Source organism: Yersinia sp. 2553 StPb PI, assembly GCF_052217105.1.
Taxonomy (GTDB): domain Bacteria; phylum Pseudomonadota; class Gammaproteobacteria; order Enterobacterales; family Enterobacteriaceae; genus Yersinia; species Yersinia enterocolitica_E.
The window spans coordinates 191433-212183 of sequence record NZ_JAZGPX010000001.1 but is presented as its reverse complement, the minus strand read 5'-3'; the positions used below and the strand labels follow the sequence as shown (position 1 = coordinate 212183).

The following is a 20751-nucleotide window of genomic DNA, read 5'->3' as shown; positions in this document are numbered from 1 at the left end:
TGTGTTCGATAAAGCCATCAAGCAGTTGGACGCTGACGGTAAGTTACCTAACGAGTTCAAGAACTACCTGTCAGCAGTGTACAGTTCCAGTATGGAAGCCGAAGGGACAGTTGCCAATTTAGGGTGGCAACAGAAGTTCGAGGCGCTTGGACTGGACAAGGATACAGCGGCAGCGATGGCGGCTACTGTGCCTGCAATGATTGCAGCCAAAGGGCCGAAAGGCAGTCCATTACCTACGCCGAATTCAACTCCTGCAGCTAATGGACTGAATTATCAGTCCAACCCTAAACATACACCGGGGCAACCAGGTTATAGCTTTAAAGCTGGAACAGAACCTAAAAACTCGATGGGTCTATTTGGATCAGCAGTTGTGAGTGGGAAAAAAATGTACGCGAAAGATGCAGAAGGTAATGTTCATCAATTTACAAATACAAATGATGGAACTTGGCATTGGTCAGGTAGTACAGGGGACAAGTCTGCACCGTTAAATAAGAACACAATCCCATCGGATGTTAAAAAACAGTTAGACCTACCTAAGAAGGGGTGGTGATTATGATTTTTGGTGATCCAAATAAGTTCGCAATTTTAATGGATTATGTGCCGTTCTGGAGTTCAGAAGGCGGATACAAAAATGGTCTATTTCACTTCATTATTGATGGAAAATTTTTTCCTGATTATGCAAGTGTGGCTACTTTAAGCGGTGATATCAGTTGCTTATCGGATGATAATGCTTTGATTACTGTTCCTGAAGATGAGTATTTATTTAAAGCGGAAAAATTAGATTCTTTCTCAAAAATAATGAGTGCAATGCTTCCTAATCTATTAGACCCGGATGCTGAGGTATCAGATAATTTTGAGGCGGATTATCGTTACCAAGCTTCGACATATAATTTAGAAAATGACACGTGTTATGTATTTTCTGTTGGTTATATGGGTGAGGTTAGAATATTAGCTGCTAAGGTTAGCTATTTATATGGTAATGATACTGAAGGTTATGAGTGGAAAAATCATAACAACCTTGAGGTACATGAAGTTATTTTATCTAAGGATGAAGTACATCGCATAGTTAGTGAAGTAAAAGCAAAATATGAATTAATCTAAACAATAAATCCCGCCCTCGGTGCCGGAATTTTACTTTACACGTCAGCCAGTTACCCTTTAGCCGCCAGCTTGATCACCAGTTTCCCCTGTTCGGCGGTAATACTGGTTCTGTCGCATTAGCGTAGGCAAGTCAGCAAACGTGGCGATGCCGTTTTTTTAGGCAGCCAACCAATAAAATTGTTCTGCTGGTGATAAATGTTCTTCGGCGGGATGCTGTAGTTGCCCTTTACGTATCATCTGTAACAACTCGATGCCTGCTAACAGCGTCTGCGCACGCCAAAATGATTTAAATCCCAGCATCAGCCGTATGCGTCGTTTGATATTCCGATGGTCCTGCTCTATCAGGTTGTCCAGGTATTTACTCTGCCTGACGGTAATCGCATCCTCATCAGGTTTTTTACCGTTGAGCGTGGCTAAAGCTGCGGTATTTGCACCACTTTGCCTGCGCATTCATTGCCCGAACCCAGTGGTGTAAGTATTCATACCTGCTCGGGAGGCTGTCCTGAAGTGTATTTAGAACTGCCTCTTGAATTAATGCAGCTGTGATAGTACTCACACTCGCATCATATGGAGTGAAAACACTCCCGCATGAATTTCGATGGGGATTGATAGGCTTATGAGCTTCATTAAGTACAGGAAGATGCTTGGCACATTCATAGCAAGCCTTTCCATCGTCGATCATGACAACCGATGCCAAGCCGTAACCGTCGTTATATCCATGGATGAGAAAAGTTGGCCGTTGAGAAGAGTTTCGCACCATGTAACTCAGCATTTTACTAGTTGGTGCATGACCTGTGGCATCTATTACAATATCGTAACCACGAATATTTTCTTCTTTCATTTCCAAACGATAGGGTTTGATCTCTATTTTTAGACTGCCCAAAGAGTCACGTTTTATGTATCTCCCCAAAGCCTCGGCTTTATTCCAACCGATATAAGTTGCTGGCAGTGCATGTCGACTAAGATTACCCGGTGATAAAACGTCTCCATCACAGAGAACCAATCGGCCAATATTACCTCGCCCGGCTCCAACCTTAGTAAGTAGTTGTATAGCAAAACCACCAATTGTCCCACAACCAATGATAAGAATTTGCTTGTTCTCTAGATCTAATGGGATAAGGCGATTACGTTGTTGAAGTTCTTTGCTGCTTATTGAACGAGCATTCAAGCGAGAAAATTTACTTAGTGCATATTTTGATTTAAGTGTCGGGATGATTGAACTAAGTCTCTGCTTATTTTTACTTCCTCCAGTTTTGGATCTTTTTTTAGCATGATGTTGCAAAACCGTCTTGATAGTTGATCTGAAGCAGATTTCAAAGCCAATAATGCCTTCGTTTACAATGTCCAACAGCACTATTTGCCGATCCTTGGTTAGATTGGCTAGTATTCCTTTGGCAAGCGAGTCGTGAGCAGAAAGATCGGCAAGTTTTAACCAGTCAAAAATGTCCCCAAGTGATTGAGGTGGCCATTTAATAGGAGTTGTATTACTACGTGTAATTCTGACAACGGTAACATTACCATCATTTTCAGAAGATGCTTCTTGTCCTCGTAACCTAAACCAATCATCTCTTTGCTTGGTATCGGTGAAGACAACATACTCCTTGTCAGTACGTCCATCAGTCGAAGTTACTACATTCATGGGTCTGTATGAGAAATTTGATTGCGAAAGTTCGCCTGCATTTCCGTAGATATAAGTATCTATGAAGCCATCCCAGTAATTTACAAATTCGCCCTGAAACTCAGCATTTCGTTGATGCCCAACGGTTACAGCATTATCCAATGCTTTCTGTATCAGGTTGTCGAACATACAAATTACAGCAGGTGGGTATTGTGGGTTCCAATCAGCCGTGTCTTGGTTAACAATACATAATCTTTGGAAGCTACTGATATGTGGTAAGGCCATGCCAATCAAGTTCGCAGGCCGATTGATAACATATACATCCGGTAAGCGGCTTAGATCTTCACTTGGCCCTATAACAGCAATAACGAACTCACCAGCTTTCGTTTGGTATGCTTTGATATAAACAGCACATTCGCTATGTAGGGTGATAGGCAAATTAGTAATTTTGCGGCTTTCGATATATCGAAAACCGCTAAGCAGAAACAAATTATGGATAGCCACAATCAACCACTCGTCAGTGAATCTTTCATTTGGTTTTGTCGTTGAGGTTGCCGTGGTTGTTGGTATGCAGGCATGGATGCCCAAGGTTTAATTATATCTTCATCCACAACACTATCCCCGAAAAGTTCATTTAAGAACTTTAATGTTTGGCTCTTTGTTGAAGCATTAAGCGCTAACTTGAAAGTGAAATGTAAATCGTCTGCTTTTGAAATAATACCTTGGGCAACAGTCTCATCCATTTTAGGTTTGGGAAACAGCAGGCGGCCATCATCGGATTCATCTGGGCTCTCAACCCCTTCTTTCAGCTTAGAGGATAGCTGCTCTGTAACGGCCAATAAAAGCTCTCCAAAGTCTTTTGTACTAGGCATTGGAGTACTGTCAAAAATGTCGACAACACACTTCATAAGAGCAATAGAAGATAAATCTGGACATTCCCATTGCACATCCCGCCAAGCCTTAAGGTAAAAAGTACGTAGGAGCAGCAGACGTTGCCATTGCAACATCTGTCAACGTGAATTGGTCGTCGCGCGTGAAGCTTGTGTTGTGACAAGTTTTAATAAAGGGCTTGTTGCAAAAAATGGAGTTGTCATGAAAACTGAGGCTATTCATCCCTTCTTCAATGAACCCACATGACCCCTAGCGATTTCAAATGGAAACATTTTGCACCCGAGATCATCCTGTGGTGCTTACGTTGGTACGGTTCAACCCCAATGAGTTATGCCAATGTCAGCGATATGCTGGCAGAGCGTGGGATTTCCGTTCATCGCTCTACCATTTACCGTTGGTTTATTGAATATGCCCCCATACTTCGTCAGAAATTGAAACGATATCAATTTACGCATGCCGACTCCTCATGGCAACTCGATGAAACCTATATCAAAGTCAACGGAAAATGGTTTTATCTCTATCGCGCCATCAATAAGCTCGGTACTACATTAGATTTTTACTTTTCGCCTAAACGAAACAAAAATGCTGCCTATCAATTCCTTAAACGGGTGTTAAAACCCTATCCGGTTGAAAGACAGCCGAAAATACTCAATACCGATAAACATTCGTCATACGGTTACGCTATTACTCGTTTGATGAAAGAAGGAAAGCTACGGGATGATGCGAAGCAGCGGCAAGTCAAATACCTGAATAATCGTATCGAGTCTGACCATGCACCCATCAAAAAATTGGTAAAAGCGGCCGGGGGGTTCAAACGGCCAAATCGAGCGTGGTCAACGCTTCAGGGATTTGAAACATTGCGACGACTGAATAAAGGTCAATTTGATATTTGGCTACGCCGTGACGAACCTGAATGTCTAGTGCGGGAAAGATCCGCCTTTATGAATCGGCTCTTTAACATTGAGACGGTTTTAGCCTAATTATTTCCCCCATCAATGAGTAAAATCACCGACTCTCATTATTTGCAACAAGCCCGTTTAAGTGTCCTCCTACAGGCACCGTCAATGTGAGGATGAATACTCTACCGGTTCCAATACTACTGTGTGGTGATCCAGGGCACTGTTGATAACCCTTGCGTGCAGAGAATACGCCGACATCACCTGAATAAAGGTCATTGTGTCACCGATAATGCGAAACGGTACGGGATGCAGGTGACGACCATCGGCGGTAAAGGCGGCATTAAGCGTGGATTTTTCGACGTAAAAGCCATTATTCTGAGACGGTGTGAGTACAGTTCCTGATTTCCATTCTCGACTGTCCATCACATAATTGTCCCAGCCTTGATCTCTCAGTGTCTCAGTGGCGTAGGTGAGTCGAAATAGGTCTGATTGCTCGGCCAGATTGCCACTACAGGAACGCCATAAATATTCCAGATGCTGGCGTAGTTTGCCTACTGCAGCGTGTTTGCGGCCCCGTTCCAGTAACCAGGTAATGTCGATAGCGACACTTTTTGGAAACCGCTTTTGCTTTTGTGCGGTAGCCAGCCAGCGGATAAGAAACAGATTATCTGCGTAGTGCGTTCTCGCCATGCCATCCTGATGGGCTATGCCAAGCGCCACCAACGCACAAAAGGCCAGGTGGCTTAACGCTAAAGTGGTGTTTTCCGGTGAGTCCGGTTCAATGTTATCTAACAACGTCTTCCCTGCCCGTCATTTGGATGATTAATGGCGGATTTGTGCCAGGTCGTCAGCGGTCAGACCGGTCATTTTCATTACCGAGTCGCGATCGATACCGTTCGCCAGCATAGTGCGTGCGACTTCCAGTTTACCTTCAAGCACGCCTTCCTGACGTCCTTTGGCTTCACCTAGCTGGATACCTTCCATCCGGCCTTCCTGGCGACCCTTTTCGATCCCTTTTTGTTCTAGTTTTTGTGCAATCGTCATCAATACCTCCTCGTGCTGTGGTGAGCGGCGGGCCAGCTCCCTAATAAAGTTTTCCGGTGCCGCCGTGTCGCCAACCTGCAACATGTAATTCATCAGCGATGTCAGCTGCTCATTATTAGTGTAACCGGCAAGCAGCAACGTGACCAGTTGTTCCAGTAGCTCGGCAAGGTCACGCTGACGAACGTGCTTTTGTAGCAGTTCCAGAATGGCCATGCGCCGGTGTGTCATGATTTCGTCATCAGAAATGACGGTCACATCAACCAACGGAAAATCATTGCTGTAGAGTTGTCCCGCCAGTTCCGGCTCACTGAATTCTTGCAGCCAGTTCATCGGGTAAGGATAAGGTGTCACCTGGCCATGATAGAATAAAATCGGGATAACCAGAGGCAGTTTGTCGTTACCAGCATCGAGGTGTCGCTGCATGGCGGCGATAGCATATCGCATCAGCCGAAAGCCCATATGCCTGTCTGGCGAACTTTGGTGCTCGATCAGTGCGTAGATGTAGCCGTCACCCTGCCCCGCTTTAAGGGAATACAGTACGTCCGAGTAATAGGCACGCAGATCTTCTTCGATAAACGAACCGGACTCCAGTCGCAGGGTGTTCAGGTCGCACGCCTGGCGTAATGCTGGCGGTAGGTGTACATCCAGAAAGTCGCGAGCGGTTTCTGGGTGTGTCAAAAACTGTTTAAAAAGCGCGTCGTGCGGTGTAGGTGTCGTTTTCATTGGCCAATAGTAGCATAGTCATTGATAACACGGATTTTAGCGCCTGAGCGTGAAGAATACTGCGGTTAATTCCAGATTTTCCCTGTTTCCTGATGCACAACTTCTAACTCGATATAACAATAGCGCATCTCAGCTGCATAGGCGGCATCCTGGTTTAGTTCATCAACCAGCTCATCCAGCTCTTGTTCGGTTTCATAGGGAACCCGGAGAATATAGTCGTTGCCTTTTGGGTCGGGCTTTTCCATATCAAAGCTCCAGTGCCATTCGTTCTCGATATCCGTTCTGACCTTGGATTTACCTCTGACGTATTTGGTATTATTTTCAACGCGTAGCTCGATGAGTAGCGTTGCTATTTTTCTGGCTGAACGCTCGCCAGGCAAAATATCGTCGGGGTTCTGAAGCCGGTAGGTTTTCAGTATCCGGTAGACACTCGCTTTGCCGATATTCAGTTGTTTGGCCACCGAGTCGCGGGTAAAACCGGCACGAACCAGCTCGATGACGTCAGCGGATTTTGCGCGAGCGGTGGGTTTTCTTCCTTTATACTTACCCTGTTGTTTTGCCTGGGCAATACCTTCCCGTTGCCGTTCCTGTCGTAGATTAGTTTCGAATTCAGCAAAAACGCCCAGCATATCCAGAAAGGCTTTGCCGGATGCTGACGCGGTATCGATGGCCTGTTCTGTCGCCCTGAGTTTGATATTTTGCTGTTCAAGGTCATACACCAGATTCTGGAGGTCGCGAAGGCTTCTTGATAAGCGATCAATGCGTGTGACCACCAACGTATCGCCCTCACGCAGGTAGTCCAGACATTCGTCAAATGCCTGGCGCCCTTCTTTCTTTGTCCCGCTAACTTTTTCCGAGAAAATTTTGCGGCAACCCGCAGCGGTCAAAACTTCAACCTGGTGAGTCAAATCCTGATCAGTAGTTGAAACTCGCGCATAACCGACAAGTGCCATCTCATTTCATCTCAATAGGTACTAGATTAAGTGATTCTCTGGTATCAAAAGTGATAAATCAATTTATATGAGAGTGTTTTTTGTGGAGCACCACTCACTATCACTAGGGTATAGGCTAAAGCGATATGTGCTCATTTTCAAAAAACAGGTCTATCTTACAATCACTTCTGATCTCCAAGTTGTCACTTGTTAACTAAAAAATGAAACGTACACAATTTTATTATCTGATAGTAAAATGTTGTACGTTTCATTTTATTGTGTACACTGAAATCAGTCTCACATATTAATGATGTGCAAGGAATCCATCTCTAGGGGAATAATGATGAAACGTGATTACGGTAGTGTTGGCACTATTGCTCTGAGGGCTAGTGCTTTACTTAAAGCCATGAGTAGGGACATTGAAGAACAACGGAAAGAGTTCAATCTTACCGAGTATCATCAGACCTATACGCGTAATGCTGTGGCAAAACTTCCTAAATTAAGCCGTCGTATCGTCGAGCAGGCTATCAAAGAGATGGAGGACAGTGGCTACCACTTCAATAAAAAACAGGTAGGTAATGTTGAGCAGTACGCATTGACTATTCAGAACGTCATAGATATTTATGACCATCGTAAGATCACGAAATATCGTGATATTCACAAAGAGCCATACGTGATCTTTGTCGTGAATCTAAAAGGAGGGGTATCAAAAACTGTTAGCACGGTAACGTTGGCGCATGGTTTGCGCGTACATCAGGATTTATTACGTCACGATCTGCGTATTCTTGTTATTGATCTTGACCCACAAGCCTCTAGCACAATGTTTTTGGATCATACTCATAGCATCGGTTCTATACTCGAAACAGCAGCTCAGGCAATGCTGAATGATCTCGATGCAGAACAACTTCGTACAACGGTTATCCGCCCGACAATTGTTCCGGGGGTTGATGTTATCCCTGCGTCAATTGATGATGGTTTTGTTGCGAGTCAGTGGGCGTCTTTGGTGGCTGAGCACTTACCTGGAGTCTCTCCGTCTGAGGTATTACGTAAGAAAATAATTGATCGTGTGGCGAATGATTATGACTTCATTTTCATTGATACAGGACCACACCTTGACCCTTTTTTACTCAATGGCCTAGCTGCCAGTGATTTGCTATTAACCCCTACCCCTCCAGCTCAAGTAGACTTTCATTCAACTCTTAAATATCTAACTCGCTTGCCAGAAATGCTGGAACAATTAGAAGATGAAGGCATTGAGCCACGATTAAGTGCCAGTATCGGTTTTATGTCCAAAATGACCAATAAACGTGATCATGAAACATCGCACAGTTTGGCGCGTGAGGTGTATGCCAGCAACATACTAGATTCATCATTGCCACGACTGGATGGTTTTGAGCGTTGTGGTGAGTCATTTGACACTATAATCAGTGCCAATCCGATGTCCTATCCAGGCAGCGTAGAGGCGCTTAAGAGGGCTCGTACTGAGGCTGAGCGTTTCACTAAAGCTGTTTTTGACCGGATTGAATACATCAGAGGGACGGTAGCATGAAAAATATCGTGTCTCGAGGCCGAGTTCTTGGGAATAGTAGTTCTGAATTTGCACGTATGCTAGAAGGTGGTGAGAATTCCAAGACCTTCACTCTCAAATCAGGTAAACAGGCTAAATTTGTCCATACCATTGTGCTAAGTGGTGAGATTGAATCACGGACGTTTGTTGACTCCACTGTTAATGGGCGTGACCAGACTATGCTCACGCCCGAGTCAGTCAGTGATATTTCTCGTACGATAAATCTCCAGCAGTTTTTTCCTGCCATTGGCCGGGAGGTTAATGGGAAAATTGAAATTCTGGATGGTACCCGCCGCCGAGCCGCCTGTATTTTTAATCAGGTGAAGTACGAGATCCTTGTAACGAAGGATGAGATCGACCTTGCCGACGCCCAACAACTTGCAAAAGATATTCAGACGGCTAGAGAACATAGCCTTCGCGAACTTGGGAAGCGATTTAAAGTCATGTACGACAAAGGCATGACAAAAGAAGAAATTGCGCAGGTGGAGAATATTTCCCCAGCAAAAGTTACTCGTGCATTTCAGGCTGCTTCTATACCAGATGAAATAATTTCTGTTTTTCCAATAATCAATGATATTTCATTGTCGGACTATCAGTTTTTGTTGCATATAGTAGAAGACGCAAATAAAAAAAGAGTTTCAGTTGAAGAACTAATGGTGAACGTCTGTCGATGTATTCACAAAGATCCTGATAATCCTATAACTGATAAAGCTAAAATATTGTCAATCTTCCGAGCTGAGAGCAAAGAGCTTAAGGATGCACCTCTTAAATCGGTTGAAACCGAAAAGCTACGAGATTTTTCTGATCGCAACCAGTTTGCGAGGAAGAAAACTGATACTAAGAAACGGCTGGTTGTATATGAGTTTTCTCGTATGCCTGCTGAAGTGCAGTTAGAAATTGATGATGCAATCAAGCGTATTGTTGAGAGAATGTCTTATCAAGGGTAGTCAGGGATAAACAATAGGATGTCAGATGGCATCCTTTTTTTAGCTAAATTCACCACGGTTTTTTAATGCTTATATTTATGAATTTTATGGTTTTTTTCTTATTCTTTCATAGTGAAATCACCATTGTTTCGCCGCACTAGTAAACCTCTTATCCCTTCCCATGTTTTCTGGCTCTGTCGCATTAAGGCGTGGTCAGGTAACATGCTGTTTTTTTACGATGTTGCCTACTCATGTCTCTCATCAGAAAAGCCTTTAAACGCCTGCATTATCCCGTCGATATCATCGCGCAATGTGTTCGTTGGTATCTGGCTTATGCCCTGAGCCTGCGCAACCTGGAAGAGATGATGGCTGAACGCGGTATTGCCGTTGACCATTCCACGTTACACCGCTGGGTTATCCGCCTGGTGCCCTTGCTGGATAAGGCGTTTCGCCGACATAAACGCTCAGTGGGTCGTCGGTGGCGCATGGATGAAACCTACATCAAAGTCAAAGGTCAGTGGAAATATCTGTACCGCGCGGTCGATACTTCAGGCCAGACCATCGACTTCCTGCTGACCGCCAAACGGGATGCCGCCGCCGCCCTGCGTTTTTTTCGCAAGGCCATTCGTTACCAGGGCGAACCTGATGTGGTCACCATCGATAAAAGTGGTGCCAACACCGCAGCCCTAACCACACTCAATGCAGACAAACCAGAAGAAGAAACCATCACCCTCAGACAAAGTAAATACCTGAACAACCTGATTGAACAGGACCACCGAAATATCAAACGGCGAATACGACCGATGTTGGGATTCAAATCATTTCGGCGGGCGCAGACGATATTGGCAGGTATTGAGTTAGTGCATATGATACGCAAAGGACAACTTCAGCATCCAGTCGGGGAGCATTTATCACCGGCGGAACAATTTTATCTGTTGGCCGCCTGAAAAATAGACAGCCCTAGTTTTTTCGTCTTTCCTCCGTTAACGCGACACAACCCTAAAAATACCCAGCCGCAAAATTTTGGCGGCTTCCCGCTTACAACCCCGTAATGCAGCTGCAGCATCCCGTTTGGCGGTCAGCAGGAAGTCGATGGTCTGGCCTGAAGTATCGACCGCGCGGTACAGATATTTCCACTGACCTTTGACTTTGATGTAGGTTTCATCCATGCGCCACCGACGACCTACTGAGCGTTTATGTCGTCGAAATACCTTATCCAGCAAGGGCACCATACGGATGACCCAACGGTGAAGCGTGGAGTGGTCAACAATAATACCGCGCTCTGCCATCATCTCCTCGAGATTACGCAGGCTGAGGGCATAAGCGAGATACCAGCGAACACACTGAACGATAACATCAGTGGGATAATGCAGGCGACGGAAGGCTTTTCTTATTAGAGACATGGGCAGGCAACATCGTAAAAAAACAGCATGCTACCTGATAACGCCTTAATGCGACAGAACCAAAAAAACAGCATGTTACCTGACCACGCCTTAATGCGACAGAGCCATTAAATCTTATATACCTACCCTGTTATTTTATTATAAGATTATTGCTTATGTGTTGTAAATCAAGTTTTTTTGTGAAGTACATGTGTTAAATTAAAAGATAACTGATCATTGTATTTCTAAATGTTTGTTACTAATTTTGAGTAGAAAGCATCTTTAAGGTTAGTAACGAAAAGCACTTCTACTTAATCTGATTTTTATTAATTAAAGTATTTAATATTAATTTTTAGTTTTATTTTTTTTGGTTGTCATACTCAAGAAAAATCGAGTTTACAACACCATTACAATAGTTATGTGTAATTAATTTCTACTCTTTATTTTGCTTGATAAAGGGTGATATTCGTTATTTGTGAGCGCAAAAATATGATTAAACGTTTTTCTTTTTTAAATAAACTGCAACCTACAGTCGGTGTTTCACTGAAAAGACACGTTTCTCCTCTCCCCCGGCCCCATATCAGACGAGTTGCCTGGGGTATGTTACTATTACAATTATTTATCCCTCTGAGCACATCTTTCTCTCCGGCCATTGCGGCGATGAAAGCTTCAAAGGCCACAACAACATTATCCTATTCATCTACTGAACCCTATGTGCTTGGTTTGGGAGAAAATGTTAATATTGTAGCGAAAAAATACGGTATTACCGTTGACGAACTAAAAAAAATAAATGTCTACCGTACTTTTTCTCGTCCCTTCACTGTTCTGACGACGGGCGATGAAATTGATGTTCCCCGTAAAGTCTCTCCTTTCTCAATAGATAACAATAAAGGCGATACGTTTTCAGTAGAAAATACATTAGCCGGTCATGCGGTGGCGGGTGCGACCGCCTTATCCAACGGTGATACCGCTAAATCCGGTGAGAGGATGGTTCGTTCTGCGGCCAGTAATGAATTCAATAACTCGGCACAACAGTGGCTGAGTCAGTTTGGTACGGCTCGTGTACAGCTGAATGTTAATGATGACCTCCATCTGGACGGCAGTGCGGCAGATGTATTGATCCCGCTGTATGATAATGAAAAATCCATTCTCTTTACCCAACTTGGGGCCCGCAATAAAGACAGCCGTAATACGGTCAATATGGGCGCCGGGGTGCGTACATTCAAGGAGAATTGGATGTATGGTGCAAATACCTTCTTTGATAATGATCTGACCGGTAAAAACCGGCGTGTCGGCGTGGGCGCAGAAGCCTGGACTGATTACCTGAAATTGTCCGCCAATAACTATTTTGGTCTCACGGATTGGCATCAATCCCGGGACTTTACCGATTATAACGAACGCCCTGCCAACGGTTATGATCTCCGTGCTGAAGCCTATTTACCGTCGTATCCCCAGTTGGGCGGTAAGGCGATGTATGAAAAGTATCGTGGTGATGAAGTTGCGCTGTTTGGCAAAGATAACCGCCAGAAAAACCCTCATTCCATTACTGCGGGGGTAAATTATACCCCAATCCCATTAGTCACTATTGGCGCAGAGCATCGCGTCGGCAAAGGTGGGCAAAACGACAGCAACATCAACGTTCAGTTTAACTATCGCCTGGGTGAAACCTGGCAATCTCATATAGACCCCTCAGCCGTTGCCGCGAGCCGTACACTGGCCGGAAGTCGGTATGATTTGGTTGAACGTAACAATTATATAATGCTGGATTACCAGAAACAGAATCTGGTGCGCTTGGCCTTGCCAGAAAGTCTGGCGGGTGATCCTCTATCGCTGCACACCATCACCGCGCAAGTGACAGCAACACACGGTCTTAAACACATTGACTGGCAAAGTGCAGAGCTGATCGCAGCGGGTGGCGTGTTAAAACAAACCAGCAAGGATGGGCTGGAGATAACGCTGCCTGGATATCAGGTCAATCGAGCTAGCGGTAACAGATACATTCTGAATGCTATCGCCTATGACAACCAAGGTAACTCTTCCCGTCAGGCGAGCATGCTCATAACTGTAAATGCACCAATGATAAACAATGCTAACTCGACTCTGACGGCAGCACCAATAAATATTGAAGCCAATGGCAGCGATACCTCCGTAGTGACGTTGACGCTGCGCGACAGCAACAACAATCCAGTCACCGGGCAGATCGTGACCTTTACCAGTACCCTGGGTATCTTGAGTACAGTGATAGAGAGTGGCAACGGTGTTTACACCGCTACTCTGACGGCGGGGATGGTATCAGGCATCACTACAGTCAGCGCGAGCGCCAACGGTGTCGCACTGGGTGTGACGCAGTCCACTGTGACCCTGAACGGCAACAGCGGCAACCTGAGCACCACTAACTCGACGTTGGTGGCCGCGCCGACTGCTATTGTGGCCAATGGCAGCGACACCTCACAGGTGACGCTGACGCTGCGGGACAACAACAACAATCCGGTGACCGGCCAGGCCGTGGCCTTTACCAGCACCCTGGGAACCTTGAGTCCGGTGACTGAGGTTAACGGTGTTTACACCGCCACCCTGACCGCCGGGATCGTGGTGGGGACGTCCAGCATCACCGCCAGCGTAGGTGGCAGTGCGCTGGGCGTGACGCCAGCCACGGTGATCCTGAACGGTGACAGCGGCAACCTGAGTACCACGAACTCCACCTTGGTGGCGGCGCCAGTCAGCATCGAAGCCAACGGCAGCGACACCTCGGTGGTGACGCTGACGCTGCGGGACAACAGCAACAACCCGGTGACCGGGCAGACGGTGGCCTTGGCCAGCACGCTGGGCACCCTCGGGGCGGTCAGTGAAGGCAGCAACGGGGTGTATACCGCGACCCTGACCGCCGGCACCCTGTCCGGTACCGCCAGCCTGACGGCCAGTGTGGGCGGCAATGCCCTGGGCGTGACGCCAGCCACCGTGACCCTGAACGGTGACAGCGGCAACCTGAGTACCACGAACTCCACCTTGGTGGCGGCGCCAGTCAGCATCGAAGCCAACGGCAGCGACACCTCGGTGGTGACGTTGACACTGCGTGACAGCAACAACAACCCGGTGACCGGGCAGACGGTGGCCTTGGCCAGCAGCCTGGGAACACTGGGCAATGTGACCGAGCAGGCCAGTGGCATCTACAGCGCCACCCTGACCGCCGGCACCGTTTCCGGTGTCGCCAGCCTGAGTGTCAGCGTGGGCGGCAGTGCGCTGGGCGTGACGCCAGCCACCGTGACCCTGAACGGTGACAGCGGCAACCTGAGTGCCACGAACTCCACCTTGGTGGCGGCGCCAGTCAGCATCGAAGCCAACGGCAGCGACACGTCGCTGGTGACGTTGACGCTGCGTGACGGTAACAATAACCCGGTGACCGGGCAGACGGTGGCCTTGGCCAGCACGCTGGGCACCCTCGGGGCGGTCAGTGAAGGCAGCAACGGGGTGTATACCGCGACCCTGACCGCCGGCACCCTGTCCGGTACCGCCAGCCTGACGGCCAGTGTGGGCGGCAATGCACTGGGCGTGACGCCAGCCACGGTGACCCTGAACGGTGACAGCGGCAACCTGAGTACCACGAACTCCACCTTGGTGGCGGCGCCAGTCAGCATCGAAGCCAATGGCAGCGACACCTCGGTGGTGACGCTGACACTGCGTGACAGCAACAACAACCCGGTGACCGGGCAGACGGTGGCCTTGGCCAGCAGCCTGGGAACACTGGGCGGCGTGACCGAGCAGGCCAGTGGTGTCTACAGCGCCACCCTGACTGCCGGCACCGTTTCCGGTACCGCCAGCCTGACGGCCAGTGTGGGCGGCAATGCCCTGGGCGTGACGCCAGCCACGGTGACCCTGAACGGTGACAGCGGCAACCTGAGTACCACGAACTCCACCTTGGTGGCGGCGCCAGTCAGCATCGAAGCCAATGGCAGCGACACCTCGGTGGTGACGCTGACACTGCGTGACAGCAACAACAACCCGGTGACCGGGCAGACGGTGGCCTTGGCCAGCAGCCTGGGAACACTGGGCGGCGTGACCGAGCAGGCCAGTGGTGTCTACAGCGCCACCCTGACTGCCGGCACCGTTTCCGGTGTCGCCAGCCTGAGTGTCAGCGTGGGCGGCAGTGCGCTGGGTGTGACGCCAGCCACCGTGACCCTGAACGGTGACAGCGGCAACCTGAGTACCACGAACTCCACCTTGGTGGCGGCGCCAGTCAGCATCGAAGCCAACGGCAGCGACACCTCGGTGGTGACGTTGACACTGCGTGACAGCAACAACAACCCGGTGACCGGGCAGACGGTGGCCTTGGCCAGCAGCCTGGGAACACTGGGCAATGTGACCGAGCAGGCCAGTGGCATCTACAGCGCCACCCTGACCGCCGGCACCGTTTCCGGTGTCGCCAGCCTGAGTGTCAGCGTGGGCGGCAGTGCGCTGGGCGTGACGCCAGCCACCGTGACCCTGAACGGTGACAGCGGCAACCTGAGTGCCACGAACTCCACCTTGGTGGCGGCGCCAGTCAGCATCGAAGCCAACGGCAGCGACACGTCGCTGGTGACGTTGACGCTGCGTGACGGTAACAATAACCCGGTGACCGGGCAGACGGTGGCCTTGGCCAGCACGCTGGGCACCCTCGGGGCGGTCAGTGAAGGCAGCAACGGGGTGTATACCGCGACCCTGACCGCCGGCACCCTGTCCGGTACCGCCAGCCTGACGGCCAGTGTGGGCGGCAATGCACTGGGCGTGACGCCAGCCACGGTGACCCTGAACGGTGACAGCGGCAACCTGAGTACCACGAACTCCACCTTGGTGGCGGCGCCAGTCAGCATCGAAGCCAATGGCAGCGACACCTCGGTGGTGACGCTGACACTGCGTGACAGCAACAACAACCCGGTGACCGGGCAGACGGTGGCCTTGGCCAGCAGCCTGGGAACACTGGGCGGCGTGACCGAGCAGGCCAGTGGTGTCTACAGCGCCACCCTGACTGCCGGCACCGTTTCCGGTACCGCCAGCCTGACGGCCAGTGTGGGCGGCAATGCCCTGGGCGTGACGCCAGCCACGGTGACCCTGAACGGTGACAGCGGCAACCTGAGTACCACGAACTCCACCTTGGTGGCGGCGCCAGTCAGCATCGAAGCCAATGGCAGCGACACCTCGGTGGTGACGCTGACACTGCGTGACAGCAACAACAACCCGGTGACCGGGCAGACGGTGGCCTTGGCCAGCAGCCTGGGAACACTGGGCGGCGTGACCGAGCAGGCCAGTGGTGTCTACAGCGCCACCCTGACTGCCGGCACCGTTTCCGGTGTCGCCAGCCTGAGTGTCAGCGTGGGCGGCAGTGCGCTGGGTGTGACGCCAGCCACCGTGACCCTGAACGGTGACAGCGGCAACCTGAGTACCACGAACTCCACCTTGGTGGCGGCGCCAGTCAGCATCGAAGCCAACGGCAGCGACACCTCGGTGGTGACGTTGACACTGCGTGACAGCAACAACAACCCGGTGACCGGGCAGACGGTGGCCTTGGCCAGCAGCCTGGGAACACTGGGCAATGTGACCGAGCAGGCCAGTGGCATCTACAGCGCCACCCTGACCGCCGGCACCGTTTCCGGTGTCGCCAGCCTGAGTGTCAGCGTGGGCGGCAGTGCGCTGGGCGTGACGCCAGCCACCGTGACCCTGAACGGTGACAGCGGCAACCTGAGTGCCACGAACTCCACCTTGGTGGCGGCGCCAGTCAGCATCGAAGCCAACGGCAGCGACACGTCGCTGGTGACGTTGACGCTGCGTGACGGTAACAATAACCCGGTGACCGGGCAGACGGTGGCCTTGGCCAGCACGCTGGGCACCCTCGGGGCGGTCAGTGAAGGCAGCAACGGGGTGTATACCGCGACCCTGACCGCCGGCACCCTGTCCGGTACCGCCAGCCTGACGGCCAGTGTGGGCGGCAATGCACTGGGCGTGACGCCAGCCACGGTGACCCTGAACGGTGACAGCGGCAACCTGAGTACCACGAACTCCACCTTGGTGGCGGCGCCAGTCAGCATCGAAGCCAATGGCAGCGACACCTCGGTGGTGACGCTGACACTGCGTGACAGCAACAACAACCCGGTGACCGGGCAGACGGTGGCCTTGGCCAGCAGCCTGGGAACACTGGGCGGCGTGACCGAGCAGGCCAGTGGTGTCTACAGCGCCACCCTGACTGCCGGCACCGTTTCCGGTACCGCCAGCCTGACGGCCAGTGTGGGCGGCAATGCCCTGGGCGTGACGCCAGCCACGGTGACCCTGAACGGTGACAGCGGCAACCTGAGTACCACGAACTCCACCTTGGTGGCGGCGCCAGTCAGCATCGAAGCCAATGGCAGCGACACCTCGGTGGTGACGCTGACACTGCGTGACAGCAACAACAACCCGGTGACCGGGCAGACGGTGGCCTTGGCCAGCAGCCTGGGAACACTGGGCGGCGTGACCGAGCAGGCCAGTGGTGTCTACAGCGCCACCCTGACTGCCGGCACCGTTTCCGGTGTCGCCAGCCTGAGTGTCAGCGTGGGCGGCAGTGCGCTGGGTGTGACGCCAGCCACCGTGACCCTGAACGGTGACAGCGGCAACCTGAGTACCACGAACTCCACCTTGGTGGCGGCGCCAGTCAGCATCGAAGCCAACGGCAGCGACACCTCGGTGGTGACGTTGACACTGCGTGACAGCAACAACAACCCGGTGACCGGGCAGACGGTGGCCTTGGCCAGCAGCCTGGGAACACTGGGCAATGTGACCGAGCAGGCCAGTGGCATCTACAGCGCCACCCTGACCGCCGGCACCGTTTCCGGTGTCGCCAGCCTGAGTGTCAGCGTGGGCGGCAGTGCGCTGGGCGTGACGCCAGCCACCGTGACCCTGAACGGTGACAGCGGCAACCTGAGTGCCACGAACTCCACCTTGGTGGCGGCGCCAGTCAGCATCGAAGCCAACGGCAGCGACACGTCGCTGGTGACGTTGACGCTGCGTGACGGTAACAATAACCCGGTGACCGGGCAGACGGTGGCCTTGGCCAGCACGCTGGGCACCCTCGGGGCGGTCAGTGAAGGCAGCAACGGGGTGTATACCGCGACCCTGACCGCCGGCACCGTGGTGGGCGTGGCCAGTCTGACGGTGACGGTGGGGGGCAATGCACTGGGCGTGGCCCCGGCCACCGTACTGATTGCTCCGGCAAGTAGTGCAATAACATCACTATCTGTAAATGGGGCAAGTTTTGCCGCTAATGCTGGTTTTCCTGCAAATGGTTTTGCAAATGCAAAATTCAGAATTGTTATCAACAATTATACGGAAGCTGAAGCCGCTCTATTCTATACATGGACAAGTGATAATTCTGCCGTAGCGGTTGATAACCAAGGAAATATTAATATCAACTCAAACTCTGGGAACAGTATCGTCACTATTAAGGCGGTGAATAACACTAACAGTGAAGCGGTTCAATATAGCTTTACCATTAAAAAATGGTGGGATAATAATGTACCTTCAGCGACTTATAATGTTAACCATTGCGTAACATCTCTGGGCGCAGGTTATAGGCTTCCAACTATGGGAGAATTAACTAATTCTACCTCAAGTACCGGTGCAACTCGGGTAGCTAATAGCTCTCTGTGGAGCGAGTGGGGAAATATGAATGCTTATGGCTGGATCGTGGGCTCTGGAGTGAATCGTTATTATTCTTCTACTCTGCAAGCCAGTGGTGCTGTATATGGAACCAATTTAGCTATTGGTGATTATGATTACTTGTATATTGTTAATCCCTACCGTTATACCTGTATAAGCCAAAATTGATATTTTAGGCGCAAAAATGGTTATACCGGTGTTGTAGTAGTAAGGAGGATGGTACTGTTGTATGAATAGGGTAAGGTGATAATTTCCGTTAGCCATCTTAATTGGCACTGCTGAAAATCTGGTGATAGTAAGCAGTGCCACCCTCTCCAAGCAAACAGCACGCAATACGGCTCTGTCGCATTAGCGTAGATCAGTTAGCAAAATTGGTTAAAAAATATACTTAGCGAATGAAAGGGACTTCCCCTCGATGTGGTTACTGTAACCATCTTCCGTGACATTATGGGGAGTAACCAAAATATTACAGGGGAATAACCATGGCCGTTGTAACTGTTGGGATCGACCTCGCTAAAAATGTGTTTGCCGTTCATGGCGTTGATAAAAATGGCAATGCTGTTCTCGTTAAACCCAAAGTAGCCCGGGCTGCGCTGCCCGAACTCATTGCCAGTCTGCCGCCTTGCGTTATTGGGATGGAAGCCTGTTCAGGCGCTCATTACTGGGCAAGGCTTTTCAGGCAGTATGGTCACGACGTTAAATTGATGGCCCCGAAATTCGTTTCGCCATACCGGCTGGCAGGTAAACCGGTAAAAATGACGCCGCGGATGCGCTGGCAATTTGCGAAGCCGTCCGACGGCCCCACATGCGTTTTGTGCCGGTAAAAGATGAAGAGCAGCAGTCCATGCAATGTCTGCATCGTACCCGCCAGGGTTTTATTGAAGAACGCACCGCATCATATAACCGGCTTCGTGGCCTGGTATCTGAATTTGGCCTGATTGCCCCGCAGAGTACAGAACAACTGCGGAGACTGGCCAGAGAACACCGCGAAAATTTGCCTGGCTGGGTCAGCCAGTGCGTTGATGACCTGCTCAGTCATATTGACAGTATTGAGCTAAAAATCGCTGAGTATGATCGTATACTGGCCAAAATAGCCGTCCGGGACGGTTCTGTCGCATTAAGGCGTTATCAGGTAGCATGCTGTTTTTTTACGATGTTGCCTGCCCATGTCTCTAATAGGAGAGCATGAAAAAGTGTGGGGCAATCACCGAATGAGTCTTTCGCTGGGGCTAGAATAACCAGCATTCTTTCGTCACCATGCTTGTTATCCTGCGATGAAAATCTATGTTATCAAAATAGCTGTTCGTGGTGTCACTCCTATGGTCTGGCGTCGGTTAAGAATCGCTGCTGATACGTCACTGGCCGCGCTTCACTACATAATCCAGATCGTACAGGGCTGGGGCGATGACCACCTTCATCAGTTTCACATTTATGGCAAAGATTACGGTATCTCATACGAAGGGGGCGTTGGCTTTCCGGATAACCCGTTCCGGGTTGTGATTGATGATTTTGCTTTTGATGTTGGCGATCGTTTTACCTATGAATACAATTTCTTTGAGCACTGGCTTCACGACATTCGTGTTGAGGCTATTCATGAATACTCCACGCTGAAAACGCCATTTTGTATGAGCGGTCATGGTATGCCCGGAGCAACGGCTGCGGATGAAGCTGATAAGACGCTGGCGTTCCTGGAGGCAATCATCAACGCAGATGATGCAGCAACAGTTGGTGATATCCGCCCTTTTATCGACGATCTGGATGCCGTCCGGTTCAATCGCCAAAAAATCAACCGGCAACTGAGCAAACTCAACCAAATCACCTCCGGCGCTGGAGCCTGAGGTGATTTGGTTGGGTCGCCGCCGCTGACAGCGTCTATAAAGGTACACATTTACGTATGAATCCTTACGCCTAGCCTTGCTGGATTTTACTGAACAAATCGAACCTTAACGATTTATATGGCAGGTCATTAATTCTTGTAAACGATTAATTTACGGCTTTGTTGAATA

The 20751-nt window shown here is 49.9% G+C and carries 11 protein-coding genes and 4 pseudogenes; 8 read left to right on the top strand and 7 right to left on the bottom strand.

What is annotated here, in order from left to right; all coding sequences use genetic code 11:
* The first annotated feature begins 552 nt into the window (after positions 1–552).
* A complete protein-coding gene (locus V2A84_RS00995; RefSeq protein WP_442848504.1) occupies positions 553–1101 on the top strand; it encodes an immunity 42 family protein in 549 nt (182 codons plus the stop codon).
* Between the two features lie 156 nt (positions 1102–1257).
* Here the strand turns inward: V2A84_RS00995 and V2A84_RS00990 are convergent.
* From V2A84_RS00990 to V2A84_RS00980, 3 genes and pseudogenes are all read right to left on the bottom strand, one after another.
* Positions 1258–1542, bottom strand: a pseudogene (locus tag V2A84_RS00990) (DDE-type integrase/transposase/recombinase); the annotation flags it as partial.
* Positions 1499–3223 (bottom strand): ThiF family adenylyltransferase, encoded by a 1725-nt coding sequence (locus V2A84_RS00985; protein WP_442848503.1) that lies wholly within the window; start codon positions 3221–3223, stop codon positions 1499–1501. The pseudogene V2A84_RS00990 and the gene V2A84_RS00985, both read right to left, overlap by 44 nt.
* A gap of 2 nt (positions 3224–3225) precedes the next feature.
* Positions 3226–3726 carry a hypothetical protein gene (locus tag V2A84_RS00980; protein ID WP_442848502.1) on the bottom strand — a complete coding sequence of 167 codons (501 nt, stop codon included), beginning with the start codon at positions 3724–3726 and terminating at the stop codon, positions 3226–3228.
* Between the two features lie 126 nt (positions 3727–3852).
* On the opposite strand from V2A84_RS00980, the gene V2A84_RS00975 reads away from it, so the two are divergent.
* Positions 3853–4590 carry an IS6 family transposase gene (locus V2A84_RS00975; RefSeq protein WP_442821501.1) on the top strand — a complete coding sequence of 246 codons (738 nt, stop codon included), beginning with the start codon at positions 3853–3855 and terminating at the stop codon, positions 4588–4590.
* Between the two features lie 81 nt (positions 4591–4671).
* Here V2A84_RS00975 and V2A84_RS00970 read toward each other — a convergent pair whose 3' ends face one another.
* The 3 genes and pseudogenes from V2A84_RS00970 to V2A84_RS00960 form a co-directional block, all read right to left on the bottom strand.
* The gene (locus V2A84_RS00970; protein ID WP_420071498.1) at positions 4672–5304 is read right to left on the bottom strand and encodes a DUF2913 family protein; all 633 of its coding nucleotides are present in this window, start codon (positions 5302–5304) and stop codon (positions 4672–4674) included.
* A gap of 27 nt (positions 5305–5331) precedes the next feature.
* On the bottom strand, positions 5332–6276 hold the full coding sequence (locus V2A84_RS00965) for an Rpn family recombination-promoting nuclease/putative transposase (protein WP_420071497.1): 945 nt from the start codon (positions 6274–6276) through the stop codon (positions 5332–5334).
* A 404-nt stretch (positions 6277–6680) separates the two neighbouring features.
* Positions 6681–7229 (bottom strand): annotated as a pseudogene (locus tag V2A84_RS00960) (recombinase family protein); the annotation flags it as partial.
* Positions 7230–7551: 322 nt separating this feature from the next.
* On the opposite strand from V2A84_RS00960, the gene V2A84_RS00955 reads away from it, so the two are divergent.
* From V2A84_RS00955 to V2A84_RS00945, 3 genes are all read left to right on the top strand, one after another.
* The gene (locus V2A84_RS00955; protein WP_442821540.1) at positions 7552–8757 is read left to right on the top strand and encodes an AAA family ATPase; all 1206 of its coding nucleotides are present in this window, start codon (positions 7552–7554) and stop codon (positions 8755–8757) included.
* Positions 8754–9722 carry a ParB family protein gene (locus V2A84_RS00950; protein WP_442821500.1) on the top strand — a complete coding sequence of 323 codons (969 nt, stop codon included), beginning with the start codon at positions 8754–8756 and terminating at the stop codon, positions 9720–9722. The genes V2A84_RS00955 and V2A84_RS00950 overlap by 4 nt, the downstream gene beginning before the upstream one ends.
* Positions 9723–9952: 230 nt before the next feature.
* A complete protein-coding gene (locus tag V2A84_RS00945; protein WP_442848501.1) occupies positions 9953–10648 on the top strand; it encodes an IS6 family transposase in 696 nt (231 codons plus the stop codon).
* A gap of 99 nt (positions 10649–10747) precedes the next feature.
* Here the strand turns inward: V2A84_RS00945 and V2A84_RS00940 are convergent.
* A pseudogene (locus V2A84_RS00940) lies at positions 10748–11104 on the bottom strand (IS6-like element ISYps1 family transposase); the annotation flags it as partial.
* 468 nt (positions 11105–11572) lie between these two features.
* Between V2A84_RS00940 and yrIlm the strand changes: the two are divergent.
* The 3 genes and pseudogenes from yrIlm (at position 11573) to V2A84_RS00925 (ending at position 20583) form a co-directional block, all read left to right on the top strand.
* Positions 11573–18913, top strand: a complete 7341-nt coding sequence (gene yrIlm, locus V2A84_RS00935) for a YrIlm family inverse autotransporter adhesin (RefSeq protein ID WP_442848500.1) — start codon at positions 11573–11575, stop codon at positions 18911–18913.
* A gap of 314 nt (positions 18914–19227) precedes the next feature.
* Positions 19228–19850 (top strand): annotated as a pseudogene (locus tag V2A84_RS00930) (IS110 family transposase); the annotation flags it as partial.
* A 214-nt stretch (positions 19851–20064) separates the two neighbouring features.
* Complete coding sequence (locus tag V2A84_RS00925) at positions 20065–20583, top strand: plasmid pRiA4b ORF-3 family protein (protein ID WP_442848499.1); 519 nt, start codon at positions 20065–20067, stop codon at positions 20581–20583.
* Positions 20584–20751: the final 168 nt, after the last annotated feature.